The organism is Vogesella lacus, assembly GCF_979366295.1.
In genome coordinates this window covers 1-14,197 of sequence record NZ_CEETQT010000016.1, presented here as the reverse complement: position 1 = coordinate 14,197, position 14,197 = coordinate 1, and the positions used below count along the sequence as shown (strand labels likewise).

12 protein-coding genes and 1 rRNA gene are annotated in these 14,197 nt (G+C 62.7%); 6 read left to right on the top strand and 7 right to left on the bottom strand.

Going from position 1 to position 14,197, the window contains the following annotated elements; all coding sequences use genetic code 11:
* Window positions 1-38: 38 nt before the first annotated feature.
* Both ACZ9W6_RS16785 and ACZ9W6_RS16780 read left to right on the top strand, forming a co-directional pair.
* Complete coding sequence (locus ACZ9W6_RS16785; protein WP_465192336.1) at window positions 39-1,199, top strand: cytochrome P450; 1,161 nt, start codon at window positions 39-41, stop codon at window positions 1,197-1,199.
* Entirely contained in the window at window positions 1,196-1,570 is a 375-nt protein-coding gene (locus ACZ9W6_RS16780; protein WP_465192335.1) for an antibiotic biosynthesis monooxygenase family protein, read from the top strand. The genes ACZ9W6_RS16785 and ACZ9W6_RS16780 overlap by 4 nt, the downstream gene beginning before the upstream one ends.
* Here the strand turns inward: ACZ9W6_RS16780 and ACZ9W6_RS16775 are convergent.
* The 3 genes from ACZ9W6_RS16775 to ACZ9W6_RS16765 are packed head-to-tail and all read right to left on the bottom strand — an operon-like array spanning window position 1,543 to window position 3,306.
* Complete coding sequence (locus ACZ9W6_RS16775; RefSeq protein ID WP_465192334.1) at window positions 1,543-2,076, bottom strand: GNAT family N-acetyltransferase; 534 nt, start codon at window positions 2,074-2,076, stop codon at window positions 1,543-1,545. The two genes, ACZ9W6_RS16780 and ACZ9W6_RS16775, sit on opposite strands and share 28 nt — an antisense overlap.
* Window position 2,077: 1 nt before the next feature.
* Window positions 2,078-2,473: an acyl-CoA thioesterase gene (locus ACZ9W6_RS16770; protein ID WP_465192333.1), complete on the bottom strand. Its 396-nt coding sequence runs from the start codon at window positions 2,471-2,473 to the stop codon at window positions 2,078-2,080.
* Window positions 2,474-2,508: 35 nt separating this feature from the next.
* Window positions 2,509-3,306 carry a class I SAM-dependent methyltransferase gene (locus ACZ9W6_RS16765; RefSeq protein ID WP_465192332.1) on the bottom strand — a complete coding sequence of 266 codons (798 nt, stop codon included), beginning with the start codon at window positions 3,304-3,306 and terminating at the stop codon, window positions 2,509-2,511.
* Between the two features lie 105 nt (window positions 3,307-3,411).
* Between ACZ9W6_RS16765 and ACZ9W6_RS16760 the strand changes: the two genes are divergently transcribed.
* Window positions 3,412-5,658 carry a DNA internalization-related competence protein ComEC/Rec2 gene (locus tag ACZ9W6_RS16760; RefSeq protein WP_465192331.1) on the top strand — a complete coding sequence of 749 codons (2,247 nt, stop codon included), beginning with the start codon at window positions 3,412-3,414 and terminating at the stop codon, window positions 5,656-5,658.
* Here ACZ9W6_RS16760 and ACZ9W6_RS16755 read toward each other — a convergent pair.
* Genes ACZ9W6_RS16755 through ACZ9W6_RS16740 form a run of 4 tightly spaced genes read right to left on the bottom strand, consistent with a single transcriptional unit; the run spans window position 5,645 to window position 10,390 of the window.
* Complete coding sequence (locus ACZ9W6_RS16755) at window positions 5,645-6,535, bottom strand: response regulator (protein WP_465192330.1); 891 nt, start codon at window positions 6,533-6,535, stop codon at window positions 5,645-5,647. The genes ACZ9W6_RS16760 and ACZ9W6_RS16755 overlap by 14 nt on opposite strands.
* Window positions 6,528-9,092, bottom strand: a complete 2,565-nt coding sequence (locus ACZ9W6_RS16750; RefSeq protein WP_465192329.1) for an ATP-binding protein — start codon at window positions 9,090-9,092, stop codon at window positions 6,528-6,530. Before ACZ9W6_RS16750 ends, ACZ9W6_RS16755 begins: the two co-directional genes overlap by 8 nt.
* A gap of 9 nt (window positions 9,093-9,101) precedes the next feature.
* Window positions 9,102-9,866: a ParA family protein gene (locus ACZ9W6_RS16745; protein ID WP_465192328.1), complete on the bottom strand. Its 765-nt coding sequence runs from the start codon at window positions 9,864-9,866 to the stop codon at window positions 9,102-9,104.
* A gap of 20 nt (window positions 9,867-9,886) precedes the next feature.
* Complete coding sequence (locus tag ACZ9W6_RS16740; RefSeq protein ID WP_465192327.1) at window positions 9,887-10,390, bottom strand: surface-adhesin E family protein; 504 nt, start codon at window positions 10,388-10,390, stop codon at window positions 9,887-9,889.
* A gap of 111 nt (window positions 10,391-10,501) precedes the next feature.
* On the opposite strand from ACZ9W6_RS16740, the gene recQ reads away from it, so the two are divergent.
* The 3 genes from recQ to ACZ9W6_RS16725 form a co-directional block, all read left to right on the top strand.
* Window positions 10,502-12,301 carry a DNA helicase RecQ gene (recQ, locus tag ACZ9W6_RS16735; protein ID WP_465192326.1) on the top strand — a complete coding sequence of 600 codons (1,800 nt, stop codon included), beginning with the start codon at window positions 10,502-10,504 and terminating at the stop codon, window positions 12,299-12,301.
* An 82-nt stretch (window positions 12,302-12,383) separates the two neighbouring features.
* Window positions 12,384-13,601, top strand: coding sequence for a bifunctional glutamate N-acetyltransferase/amino-acid acetyltransferase ArgJ (argJ, locus tag ACZ9W6_RS16730; protein ID WP_465192325.1), 1,218 nt, complete (start codon window positions 12,384-12,386; stop codon window positions 13,599-13,601).
* Window positions 13,602-14,098: 497 nt separating this feature from the next.
* Window positions 14,099-14,197: ribosomal RNA gene (locus tag ACZ9W6_RS16725) — 16S ribosomal RNA — on the top strand; the annotation flags it as partial.

The following is a 14,197-nucleotide window of genomic DNA, read 5'->3' as shown; positions in this document are numbered from 1 at the left end:
ACCGCGCTTAGGCTGTGGCCTTCAGCAAGGAGAATGCGATGAAGGACATTTGCCACGCGCTGCAAGCCATCGGCCAGCCGCAAGCCACCGACTGGTATGCCGCGCAAAGCCGGCAGCAGCCGTTTTATTTTGATGCCGGCCTGCAAAGCTGGGTCGCCGCCAGTGCCGCCAGCGTGGCCGAGGTCCTGGCCAGCCCGCTGTGCGGTGTGCGGCCGGCGGGGCAGCAAACGCCGGCGGCCTTGCAGGGCACGGCACTGGGCGATTATTTCGGTTTGATCTTGCGTCAGCGCGATGATGCCGGCCATCTGCCGCAAAAGACGGCGCTGCTGGCGGCCTTGCAGGCGGTGGATGAGGCGCAGCTGCAGCAAGCCTGTGCCCGTGCGTGGCAGGCGGAGACGGCCAGTGCGGCGACGCTGGATGGCCGGCAGCTGGATCAGCTGGCGCTGGCTTATCCCTTGCGGCTGATGGCCAGTCTGCTCGGGCTGGAGGAGGCACGTTTGCACGAGTACGGCGCACAAGTGGATGCGCTGCTGGCCGGCCTTGCCGCCGGCGCGAATCCGGCGCAGCGCCAGGCCGGCAGTCTGGCGGTACAAGCCTTGCAGCAACAGTTGGCCGCCGTCGCGGCGGGGCAGTCGGCCCTGCTGGATGCCTTGCGCCACATCTGGCCTGAGGCTGCCGGCTGGCAGGCCAATGGCGTGGCGCTGTTGCAGCAGACACGCGAAGCAACGGCCGCCTTGCTGGGCCATTTGCTGCTGTTATTGGCGCAGCAGCCCGCCTTGCGCGAGCGCTTGCGGCAAGCGCCGGCATTACGCGCGGCGGCACTGGCCGAATGCCTGCGCTGGCGCTCGCCACTGCAGAACACGCGCCGCGTGGTGCAGGCCGACGGCTTGCTGTGCGGGCAGGCGGTCACGGCCGGGCAGAACATCTTGCTGTTACTGGCTGCGGCCAACCTTGATGCCCGCTGTCATCCGGCACCGACGGCTTTCGAGCTGGCGCGGCCGCAGCGTCACGAGCACGGCTTTGGTCTGGGCGCGCATCGTTGTCCGGGCAGCCGTCTCGCGCTGGCGATGGCCGCGACGGCGCTGGACGGCCTGTTGTCGCTGGATCTGCCGTGGCCGGCACTCGCCGCCGGCCATCATTACCGGATGTCGATCAACGCCAGTTGGCCGCAATTTTCCTTGGCAGGAGACGCCGCATGATCGCCGTGATTTTTGAAGTCGAGCTGGCCGAGGATGGCCGTGATGGCTATCTTGCCCACGCCGAGGCGCTGCGCCCGCTGTTGCAGCAGATAGACGGTTTTGTTTCGATCGAGCGATTCAGCAGTCTGGCGACGCCGGGCAAGCTGCTGTCGCTGTCATTCTGGCGAGACGAGGCCGCGTTGGCCGCGTGGCGACAGCTCGAAGCGCATCGTCTGGCGCAGGCGGCCGGCCGTGATGGCCTGTTTGCCGACTACCGCTTGCGGGTGGCGACGGTGAGCCGCGATTACGGCATGAGCGCGCGTGAGGAGGCACCGGCTGACAGCCGGCAACGGCACCAGACTGTTCAGTCTGACGAACGCAACAGCAAGTAGTGCAGCTCGATGCAGGGTTGGCCGCGAAATTCGGCGGCTTCGCGGCGGATTTCGGCAAAGCCCAGACGCAGAAGCAGCGCCTGGGCCGGCAGATTGCGCGCATCGGTCAGCGCGGTCACGGCTTGCAGGGCCGGGTCGGCAAACAGCTGTGCCAGCAAGGTGCGTAAGGCGGCAGTGGCCATGCCGCGTCCTTGTGCGGTGCGCGCGAGGCTGAAGCCGATTTCGGCCCGGCTGCCGTCTGGCGTCAGATAAAGACCGATATCGCCGGCCAGCCGGCCGCTGTCGTGCTCGGCAATCGCCAGCTGGCACCAGCCGCCAAAATGAGGTATCGCCACATCGGCCATTTGCTGCAAGAACGCCAGTGCGGCGGCGTCATCCTGTGGCAGCCAGCCCTGATAGCGGCCAACCTCGGGGTCGTGGCGATAAGCCTGAAAGTCGGCAAGATCGGCTGCGCACAAGCGGCGCAACACGGTGCTCCCGGCGGCAAGCGGCAGGGCGAGCGTCATCTTAGCCGGCCAGCAGTGCGGCCAGTTGTGGCGGAATCTCGGGGCGGCCGCGCGCATTGACGGCGGTGCCGATGATCAGGCCTTCCAGCACCACCTTATTGTCGCTGCTGCGGATCACTTGCTGGCGAAAGCCGAAGCGCACGCGCGATACCGGCTCGAAGGCGACGCTGACGACAAAGCGGTCGCCGCTGGTCAGCGAGGCCTTGTAATCGAGCTCGGAACGCACCACCACCAGATTGATGCCTTCACGCGCCAGTGCGGCGAAGTCCACGCCTTTTTCCAGCAAAAACTCGTGTCGCGCGTGCTCCAGATAGTTGAAATAGACACTGTTGTTGACGATGCCCTGCATATCGCATTCGTAGTCGCGAACCTTGAAATCAACAGTAAAAACGCTCATGGGGTCTCCGGGTTGGCCGCGGGTGGCCGGATGATTCAGTCGGTGGCATCCTGCGGGCGGATGGCCTTGATCACATACAGGTCAAAACGCGTGGACTTGCCGTCCAGCACCGCCGACGGCTTGATGCCCTCGATCGGCACGCCGCGTTGCGGCCGTTTCACCACCACGCGCACGGTGGCGGCGGCAATCGCCGCGGCCAGCAGCTGGGCGCTGTCCATATCGTCGCCGATGACGTGCTGGAAGGCCTGCATGCCTTTTTTGGCGGCGGCGGATTTCTTGTCGGTGTCGGGGAACATCGGGTCGACAAACACCACTTGTGGTCGTTCGGCCGGGCTTTTTTCTGCTTGTGCGGCCAACCAGTGGATGGCATTGGTGTGCTCCAGCGTCATGCGCGCGGCGATGTCCATGGTGTCGGGGTGGACGCTTGCGCGTTCCAGCGCGTCAAACAATAGCGCGGCGGCCACCGGCGAGCGTTCGAGCAGGGTGACTTCGCAGCCGAGGGTGGCCAGCACGAAGCTGTCGCCGCCGAGGCCGGCGGTGGCATCGACCACGCGCGGCAGCTCTTTGGCACCCTTGAGGCCGACGGCCTTGGCCACCGGTTGGCCGCGTCCGCCGCCCTGTTCGCGGCGGTGTTTGGCCGCGCCTTCGACAAACTCGGCATACACCGCGCCGTGCTTGCCCGTGGTCACCAGCTCCAGCCGTTCCGGCCCCAGCTCCAGCCAGTAGCCGTCTGTTGGGCGCTGCTTGACCAGCGGCAGGGCAAAGCGTGCGGCCAACCTTTCGGCGGTGTCGTGGCGGGCGCTTTCGGCGCAATAGAGCGGGGTAGCTTGCATGGCGGTGTTTCCGGTTATCACGCGGCGAAGATACGGGATGGCGCGGCCAAGGGCAATCTGCCGCCAGAAAATTGCCTTTGCTGATGCTGTGTGAATAAATGAAGCATGCTACCGCTGCTTGCTCTCGTGCTGGGCATCGCGGGCAGTGCGCTGTTGCCGCAGCTGCCCGCCTGGCCTGTACTCGTCCTAATCACCGTCTTGCCCGCGCTGTTGTACTGGCGCTGGCGGCGGCGTTTCTGGCTGTGCCTGCTGTTGCTGGCACTGGGGCTGGCGTATGCCTGTGTGCGTGCCGAATGGCGGCTGGCACACAGCCTGTCGCCGGCGGCGCAAGGGCAAACGGTGTGGCTGATCGGCCAGGTGCGTGATCTGCCGCAGGCAGGCGAGCAGTCGGTGCGCCTGCGCCTGCAGGTCGAGCAGGTGCTGACTCCCGGGGTGACGGTGCCGCCCTTGCTGGAGCTGCGCGATTACGCGCGGCAGTCGTGGCCGGCCGGCAGCCGCTGGCGGCTGGCGCTGCGTTTGCGGCCGGTAGCCGGCACGCTCAATGCAGCGGGTTTTGATGCCGAGGCGTGGTACTGGTCGGAGGGGATACTGGCGACCGGCACGGTGGTGGCCGGGCGGCAGGCGCTGGGTGAGGGCCGAGGCTTGCTGCCGTGGCTGGACCGGCAGCGCGAGGCGATTGCCACGCGGCTATTGCAGACGAGCGCCGGGCAGGATGCCCGTGCCAGCGCACTGGTGGCGGCGCTGGCGGTTGGCGCGCAGCAATCACTGGACAGCACGGCATGGCAGGCACTGGCGGCGACCGGCTTGACCCACATCGTCAGCGTGTCAGGCATGCATATCACCCTGCTGGCCGTGATGGTGGCGGGCTTGTGCCGTTATCTGTTGCGCCTCCGGCCGCTGGTGCGCCAGCCTTTGCTGTGGTCCTTGCTGGCAGGGTTGGCCGCAGCCTGGGCCTATGCCTTGCTCGCCGGTTTTTCGGTGCCGACCCAGCGCACGGTGTGGATGCTGAGCATGGCGGTGCTGGCCCTGAGCTGGCAGCGAGCGCTGACCGCCTTGCAGATCTGGCTGGCGGCGCTGGTGCTGGTGTTGCTGCTGGATCCGTTCGCGGTGCTGGCTGCCGGTTTCTGGCTGTCTTTCGGCCTGGTGGCGGCGCTGATCCTGTTGTATCTGGGCCGGCGCGCGCGGCCGGGGCGCTGGCGCATGGCACTGGATGCGCAATACACCGCCACCGTGGCCTCCATCGTGCCGCTGGCGGCATTCTTCGGCCAGTTGCCGCTGGTGTCGCCGCTGGCGAATGCCCTGGCGGCACCGTTTGTCTCGCTCTTGCTGACGCCTGCCTCGCTGCTGGCGGCACTATTGCCGTGGCCGCCCCTGCTGCAGCTGGCGCAGTGGCTGGCTGTCTTGTTCTGGTGGTGGGTAGATTTGTTGGCACAAGCCCCGTTGTGGCCGGTGGCGGCGGCTCCGTGGCCATTATGGTTGGCCGCAAGCGTAGGCAGCCTGTGGCTGATCGCACCGCTGTCGCCCTTGTTGCGCAGCTATGGCCTCTGCCTGCTGATGCCGTTGCTGATGTGGCGGCCGCTACCGCCTGAGGAGGGGCGCGTGTGGGTGACGGTGCTTGACGTCGGTCAGGGCTTGTCGGTGCTGTTGCAGACCCGACAGCACACGCTGCTGTACGACACCGGTGCCGGCGAGGCCGGGCGGGTGGTCTTGCCGCAGCTGCGGGCGGCCGGTGTGGGCAAGCTGGATAGCTTGCTGCTGTCGCATCACGATAATGACCATGACGGCGCGGCGGCCGGGGTCTGGCAGGGCATCAAGGTTGGCCGCATGCTGGCCGGACAGCCGCAGTTTTATCCGCTTGCCCAGCCATGCCGGCAAGGCCAGCACTGGCAGTGGGACGGGGTGAGGTTTGAAGTGTTGTGGCCACGCGCCGATAGCCGTGGCGAGGATAATGCCCATAGCTGTGTGTTGCGGGTGCTGGCCGGTGCTCAGGCCTTGCTGCTGACCGGCGATGCGCCGCAAGCGGTCGAGCAGCAACTGCTGGCTGCCTATGGTCATAGCCTGTACAGCCAGTTTCTGCTGCTGGGTCATCACGGCAGCAAGTCATCCAGCAGCGGGGCATTTCTGGCGACGGTGGCCCCGCAGCGCGCCATCATCAGTGCCGGTTTTGCCAATCGTTATCGCCATCCGCATCCGCTGGTGTTGCACCGCCTGCAAACGCTGGGGATTGCCGAATGGCGAACGGATCGCGATGGCGCGATCCGTTTCGAGTTGGGTGGTGCTGATCTTGCGGCCAACTTGGCCAGACAGCAGCAGGCGCGCTACTGGCGGCGGCCGTGGCCTACTGCCCCTTGAGCGTGGCGTGCACGCAATTGCCGCGGCCTTCGTACTCGACGCTGTCGAAGGACAGTTTGCGCGCAATCAGGATGCCGCGACCGTGGCTGCTGACCAGCCGGCCGGGGTCATCCTGCAGATAGTTTTGCCAGTCAAAACCCGGCCCCTGATCGCGGATGGTATAGCGCAGGGTGTCGTCATGACGTTGCATGGTGACCTCGACCTTGCGCTGGCCCAGTACCGGGTCCTCCATGCGTTGCTGCAACACCTCTACCCAGCGGTCTTCCATCTGCAGCCGCGATTTCTCCTCGTAGGACAGCTCCAGATTGCCGTGCTCGATGGCGTTGACGATCAACTCGAACAGGCCGGTGGCAGTCTTGTCCGGTGTCTTGCTGGCGCGGGCCAGCAGGGCGGTCACGCTGCGTGCCTCCAGCAGATTGCCGAAGCGGAAGTTGGCCTCGGTCATGTGGTGCAGGGCTTCGAGGTGCTGGTTGGCCAGCTCGGTAAAGTACTGGTGACGGTCCCAGTGCTCGGTGGCGGCACCGACAACCGCCAGCAGCATGTCGCGCGAGAACGGTTTGGTCAGGTAGTAGAAGGCACCGCTGGCCAGACTCTCCTGCACGCTGGCCGCCTCGCCGACGGCGGTCTGCATCACCACCGGCAAGAAGGCCAATTCTTCATTGGCCTTGATGCGCTTGAGCAGCTCGGTACCGCTGATGCCCGGCATCATCTTGTCCAGCAGAATGGTGGAGAAACGGTTGCCGTGATCGTTCAGGATGTCCCAGGCCTCTTCACCGTTATGCGCAAGCTCGATCTGGTAGCCGGCGTCTTCCAGCAGTTCGGCCATCAGTTCGAGATTGATCGGCTCGTCATCAACCAGTAATAGGTGCTTAGGCATGGTCTTGCTCCTGGCGGGAGGTCATGGCTTTACAGGGTAGGGTGACCCGGAAATGGGCACCCGGCGTATGCGGCAGGATTTCGATCTTGCCATGATGGGCCTGCACGATTTCGCGGCAGATGGCCAGCCCCAGGCCGCTGCCACCGGCGCCGGTCTTGGTCTGGGTGCCCTGGATAAAGGCGTTGAAAATCATTTCACGCTCGGCCGGCGGGATGCCCGGGCCATAGTCGCGAATGTCGAAGCTCAGCATCTGGCTATTGGCGCGACTGTAGCCGACGGTGATGTCTACCGTTTCGCCCGGCGGGCTGAACTTGATGGCATTGCCCAGCAGATTGCGCAAGAGCTGGCCGATACGGAAGGCATCCATGGTGGCTGGCAGCGGCGCATCAACGCCATGCAGCTGCAGGGTGACCTGACGGCCCTGGGCCATACCGCGCAGCTCGTCTACCGCCTCGAGGGTAATCTGGCTGGCATCGCATTCCTGCATCTGGTAGGCCATTTTGCCGACTTCCATCTTGGACAGATCCAGCAGATCGTTCAGCAGGGTCAGCAGGCGGTCGCCGCTGTGGTGGATGCGGTCGAAATAGTGGCGCAGTTTTTCCGGCTTGGCTGTGTCGGCGCGGCTGATGCCCATTTCGGCAAAACCGAGAATCGCGTGCATAGGCGTGCGCAGCTCGTGCGACATATTGGCGAGGAACTCGGTTTTGGCACGGCTGTTCTCCTCGGCCAGCTCCTTGGCGCGGCGCAGATTGTCTTCGGTGGCACGTTGCGCCGAGACATCCTGATACAGCCAGACCGAGCCAAACTCCGGCTTGGCCGGCTGGACGGCCTTGCCGTACATATACACCCAGATCGGCTCGTCGGTACCGCGTTGCAGCAGGATTTCGTCTTGTGATACCTCGCCGGTATTCAGTATCGGGTAGATCTGTTTGCCGGTGCGGATGTACTGCTCGTCGCTGTCATACAGCAGGCGGGTGCTTTGACCGACGACTTCGGCCTCATGGCGCTGGAACAGCGACAGGAAGGCGCGGTTTACCTGGCGATAGCGCCGGTCGACGATATAGGCCATCGCCATCGGACTGGCTTCGAGCAGGGCTGACAGCTGGCGGCTCTTGGATTCGACCTGTTCGGCCAGCGAATCCTTCAGCTTGATAAGCGCCTCTTCGCTGGCCTTGCGTTCGGTAATGTCGCGGCAAACGGCGATATAGGAGACTTCCTGCTCTTGCGCGATCTGGGTCAGCGAGACTTCGATCTGCAGGGTCTGGGTATTGCTACAGATCATCATCGCTTCGAACGCCTTGCCCAGCCGGTTGGCCACATGCAGTTCGAAACCCTGGTTGCCAGCCGGATGCAACTCACTGATCAGGGCGCCGGCCGGCAGCGACAGCAAGACCTGGCGCGGCTGGCCGAGCATGCTTTCGGCGGCGCGGTTGATGTCGCGAATCAGGCCGTCTTGCGAGATGACCAGAATGGCATCGCCGCTGCCTTCGACAATCGCGCGCAGGCGCTGGATGGCTTCACGCGAGCGCACCTCATGTTGCTGGTGTTGTTCATGCTGTTGGGTCAGCAGACGGTTCTGTCGTGCCTGCTGGCGCAAGCGGGTGCGCTGGCCCTGATGCTGGCGCTGCGATTGCAGCACCATGACGCCCGACATGGCGGCCATCAGCAAAATGGCCAGCAGGCTCAGTGCACTGCTGGCGTGTTGCTGCGACTGCTTGTCGTGCTCGGGATACAGCTCGAACAGTAGTGACTGCCCGCCAATAAAGCGGGTAGAGACCAGAATCGGTATCTGGCTACTTTGTGCCAGCGGGTGACTGTCGAGCAGTACCTGGCCTGGATCGTCCTTCAGCAGGATGCGCAGACGGTAAGTCAGCTGTGGTCGCAGCAGATTGTCGCCGCTGTTGAAACCCAGCAGGCGTTCGGTATTGAAGCCCAGCAAGACCAGCTGATTGCTCTGCCGTGCCCGCGAGGCGAAATAGGCAACCAGCCGGCTGGCGTTGCCGGCCTTGAGCTGGGCAATCGCCGGTTGGCCACTCTGTCGCACCTGTTTCAGTGCGGCGGCGCTGCCGGCTTGCGAACCCAGTTCGAGGTGAGAGGGCAGCGAGCGGCTGTCTTCGGGGTATTGCAGTTCGAGGGCGAAATAGGCCGGGCGTTTGCTGGCCGGAGCCAGGCTGCCATTACGGTATTCGCGCAGCACGATGGCTTGTTGCAGCTCGTACTCTTCACGCTCGCTTTGCGACAACTGGCGGGTCGTAGCGACAAAATCGAACAAGCCGCCATCATTGAGGATGGCCGGGGCGAAACGGGCAAAGTTGCTGTCGTTGGCCGCACCGCCATCGGCCAGCAGCAGTTCGGTACTGGCCTGGCCGGCCTGGATTGCGTATTGCAGCTGGCGGGCGACGTTGTCGACCAGGAGTTCGGCCTCGCGCAGTTGCTGGTCCTGATGCAGGGCATTCTCGTGTGCCTGCTGCCACGAGGCTGCGGCCAACCACAGGATGAAGCCCAGACTACAGGCAATCAGCCAGAGATAGCGGGCGGGCAGGCTGGGCAGCTTCATCGCGGGGGCTTAGCCGGCGAGGGTCTGGTACAGCTGTGTGAATTCTTGCGCCAGCTTGTGTCGCGGGTCGAGATGGATCATGGGCAGGCAGCGTTCATGAGATTCACGGATTTTCACCGAGCTGGAGAGTGGCGGGTCGAGTACCGGCAGGCCGCTGTCGCGCAGATCGTTTACCAGCTTTTGTGGCAGGCTGGCACGCGGCTGGAACTGGTTGACCACGATACCTTCTATTTGTAGCTCGCCATTATGGTCATTGCGTATTTCGTTGACGCTGTCGATCAGGCCCAGCAGGGCGTGGCGCGAGAAGGCATCGCAATCAAACGGGATCAGGCAGCGGTTGGCCGCAATCAGCGCCGAACGGGTGTAGAAGTTCAGTGCCGGCGGGGTATCGATCCAGATCTCGTCAAAATCGACAGCAAGGCTGGCCAACGCCTCGCGCAGCTTGAACATTTTGTAGCGCGCTTCCAGCTTGATCATCAGCTCAGCCAGTTCCGGATGGGAGGCCAGCAGGAACAGATTGTCGTGCGAGGTGGCGACGACAAAGTCCCGCACTGGCGTCTCGTACATGCTGATATTCAGCATCTGCCGGAACAGATCGGCCACCGTGGTTGCCGGCGGCGTGGTACTGCCACTCAGGTAATGGCTGCTGTTGCCTTGCGGGTCAAGATCGACCACCAGCACCTTGCGCCCGGCACGGGCGGCGACTGCGGCAAGATTGACTGTAATGGTGGACTTGCCCACCCCGCCTTTCTGATTGAATACCACGCGACGCATGCACACTCCTCGGGATGCGGTCAGATCTGGCGACTGCAGACCAGCTCGACCTGGCCAAAAGCTGCAGACTGACGGACGACCGGCATCGGTTTGATTTCATCCAGGCTGAACTGGCGGGCCAGTAACTGGCGACCGCTTTCGTCCAGCAAGGCCATGCTGCGCAGGCGATAAGTCTTGGCCTGACAGTCGGCTTCCCACATGTTAATTGAATACTTGTGTTGCGGGGTATTCAAAAAGTTTTCCTTGCGCGGATTGAAGATGGTCTTGCGATCGCGGAACACCGTCAGCGGGCCCTCGCGGCGGATGCTCAAGAGGTCAACCTCGTGCAGGATATTGCCATTGGGCGAGACGCCGATGATCTGCCATTCGGCATTCGGTGTCGTTGGTGCGGGCAGCGGCTTGCCACCCGGTTTGCCCGGTATCGGGCGTGGCGGTGTTGTCTGTTTGCCGCTGATCGGGGCTGGCGTGGTCGCACAGGCTGCCAGCAAGGCTGCCGTCAGGACGGGCAACAATAGTTGTTTCATGGCGTAAATCACGAGTGGTTATGGCAAAAGTCTCGCACACTCGCCGCCGATTGCCAAAACACGACGCTGCCGGCTGACGTACAATACCGGCCTTCTTTGGAATTTCCGTTCATGTCTCCAGCTCTCGGCATCTTGCAGCAAACCTTTGGCTATCCTGCCTTTCGTGGCATGCAGGCCGACATCATCGCGCATGTTGCCGACGGTGGTCATGCGCTGGTGCTGATGCCGACCGGCGGCGGCAAGAGTCTGTGTTACCAGATCCCGGCCTTGCTGCGTCCGGGTGTCGCGCTGGTGGTCTCGCCGCTGATCGCGCTGATGCAAGATCAGGTCGCGGCGCTGCGCGAAGCCGGCGTGGCGGCAGCCTGCCTGAATTCGGCCACGTCGCCGGAGGCGGCGCGTGATATTGCCCGCGCCGCACGTATGGGCGAGCTGGATCTGCTGTATGTCGCGCCGGAACGTCTGCTGAGCGCGCGCTTTCTCGATTTTCTGGCCAGCCTGCCCGAGATCGCGCTGTTTGCGATTGACGAGGCGCATTGTGTGAGTCAGTGGGGGCACGACTTCCGCCCCGAGTACCAGCAGCTGGGTGTGTTGTTCCAACGTTGGCCGCAAGTGCCGCGCATCGCGCTGACGGCGACCGCCGATGCCGAGACGCGGGCCGATATGCTGCATTTCTTGCAGCTGCAGGAGGCGCGCCAGTTTGTCACCAGTTTTGACCGGCCCAATCTGTTCTATCAGGTGATAGAGAAGGACAACGCCAAAAAGCAGCTGCTGGCTTTTATCGAGCATGACTACCCCAACGCCTCGGGCATCGTTTATTGCCTGTCGCGCAAGCGGGTGGACGAGACGGCCGCCTGGCTGGTGGAAAACGGCATCCCGGCGCTGCCTTACCACGCGGGCATGAGTCACAGCGAACGCGAGGCCAACCAGCGCACCTTCCTGCGTGAGGACGGCATCGTAATGGTGGCGACCATCGCCTTCGGCATGGGCATCGACAAGCCGGACGTGCGCTTTGTCGCCCATATCGACTTGCCGAAAAGCCCGGAGAATTTCTATCAGGAATCCGGCCGTGCCGGTCGTGACGGTCTGCCGGCCACCAGTTGGCTGTGTTACGGCCTCAATGACATGGTGCAGCTGACGCAGATGATCGAGTCGGGCGAGCAGACGGTGCAGCAAAAGCAGATCGAGCTATCCAAGCTTGATGCCATGCTCGGCTATTGCGAGGCGGCCGGTTGTCGCCGCCAGCAAATCCTCGCCTATTTCGGCGAGGCGGCCGAGCCGTGTGGCCAGTGCGACACCTGCCTCAAACCGCCGACCACCTTTGATGCCAGCATACCGGTGCAAAAGTTGCTGTCCTGTATCTATAGAGTGGGCCAGCGCTATGCGGCCAACCATGTGATCGACGTGCTGCTCGGTCGTGCCAACCAGCATGTGCTGCAGGCCGGGCATGACAAGCTGTCGACCTTCGGCATCGGCAAGGAGCTGAACCAGAAAGCCTGGCGCGGCATTATCCGCCAGCTGGTGGCGCGCAAGATCCTGCTGGTCGATATCGTGCGTGGCCAGTCGCTGGTGTTGACCGACGCGTGCCGCCCTTTGCTCAAGGGCGAGGATGGCATCCTGCTGCGTCCGCCGGCCGAGGGCAAGCAGCGCCAGAGCGTACACGCCGAACGCTGGCTGCGTACCGAACGTGAAGAGCGTTTGTGGCAGGCGCTGCGTCGCTGGCGCAAACAGATGGCCGACGAGCACAATGTGCCGGCCTATGCGGTGTTCTCCGACAAGAGTCTGCAGGAGCTGGTGCTGCAAAAGCCGCAGACGCTGTCCGCGCTCAAGCGTATCTATGGCTTGGGCGAACTCAAGGTCGCCCGTTACGGCCAGGCTTTGCTGGCCATCCTGACCGACGCTGCCGGCGACTGAGCCTAAAGGTTGGCCGCAAGCCGTGGCGCGGCGTTGACGGGCTAAGTTACAATGAGGCGACACAAAATTTCGGAGAAACGTCATGCCGGTCAACCTCAAGCCCATCGATAACGCCACGCTCGCCCCGATTGCCGGGCTTGAGCTGAGCTATGCCTGCGCCGGTATCAAGAAGCCCGGTCGCAAGGATGTGCTGGTCATTCGCCTCGACAAGGGTAATACCGTTGCGGGTGTGTTCACCCAGAACCGCTTCTGCGCCGCACCGGTGCAGATCTGCAAGCAGAATTTGGATGCCGGCGTGCAAATCCGCGCGCTGGTGATCAATACCGGCAATGCCAATGCCGGTACCGGCGAGCAAGGCCGCCTCGATGCCAAGGCCGTGTGCGAAGCGTTGGCCGCAGAGCTCGACTGCCTGCCGGAACAGATCCTGCCATTCTCGACCGGCGTGATTCTGGAGCCGTTGCCGGTAGGCAAGATTGTTAGCGCACTGCCGACGCGCCAGAGCGCGACCTGGGCAGATGCGGCTGAAGCGATCATGACTACCGATATCGCGCCCAAGGCCACCAGCCGTACCATTACTATCGACGGCCACACCGTCAATATCACCGGCATCGCCAAGGGTGCCGGCATGATTCACCCGAATATGGCCACCATGCTGGGCTTCATCGCCACCGATGCGCCGGTGACGCGTCCGGTGCTGAACCAGCTGGTCAAGGAAGTGGCTGACCTCAGTTTCAACAGCATCACTATTGATGGCGACACCTCGACTAACGACAGCTTCATGCTGCTGGCTACCGGTCAGAGCCAGGCACCGCGTATCGATAGCGTCACCCATCCGGCTTATGAAGCCTTGAAGGCAGCGCTGCTGGAAGTCTCCGTCGAGCTGGCCCAGGCTATCGTGCGTGATGGCGAGGGTGCCACCAAGTTCATGACCATCCAGGTGGAGGGCGGCCGCAATATCGCCGAGTGCAAGGCCGTCGGTTATGCCATCGGTCGCTCGCCGCTGGTCAAGACCGCCTTCTTTGCATCCGACCCTAACCTCGGCCGTCTGCTGGCTGCCATCGGCTATGCCGGCATCAGCGATCTCGATGTCGATCGCATCGAGATGTATCTGGACGACGTGCTGGTGGCCAAGGATGGCGGCCGCTATCCGGGCTATAAGGAAGAAGACGGCCAGCGCGTGATGAAGCAGGACGAAATCACCGTGCGTGTCGTACTGGGCCGCGGCCTGTCGAATGCCACCGTGTGGACTTGCGACTTCTCCTATGACTACGTGAAGATCAACGCTGACTACCGCAGCTGATTTTCAGCTGCAAGGTTGGCCGCGAGTTGGCGAGCCAGCAGTAGCAAGGATATCGGCCCGATTCTGCAAGGAGTTGGGCCGATAACTTTGATAAACGGGGTATTTGCTTAAATATTTAGCAAAAATGTGGTTTGGGTAGGGTTTTCTGGCGTGCTGCTGGCGAAAATCGGGCGTGGTGGGCTGGTTGGTGGATTTCCCCTGAAATTTCTGCGAAATAAATGTTCTTTTAAATCAGCTATTTAGTTTGTATTTTGCAAAAATCAGCGGTTTTTCCTAAAAAACCTGTTGACGCTGTCAGGTGGGGTAGGTATAGTTCGCCTCCTCAGCTGATGACGCAGCGAAACAAAGCAAGCAAGTCAGCGCCGCTCTTTAACAGACCAAATAACCGATAGGTGTAAGTATCTGGCCAAGCCAAATACTTGCACTGCAAGAGAAAGTGACACGAATCTTCGGATTCGGTTTCTTTGAGCTTGCGTGCCAAAAAATTGCTTGAGATTGAACTGAAGAGTTTGATCCTGGCTCAGATTGAACGCTGGCGGCATGCTTTACACATGCAAGTCGAACGGTAACAGGGTGCTTGCACCGCTGACGAGTGG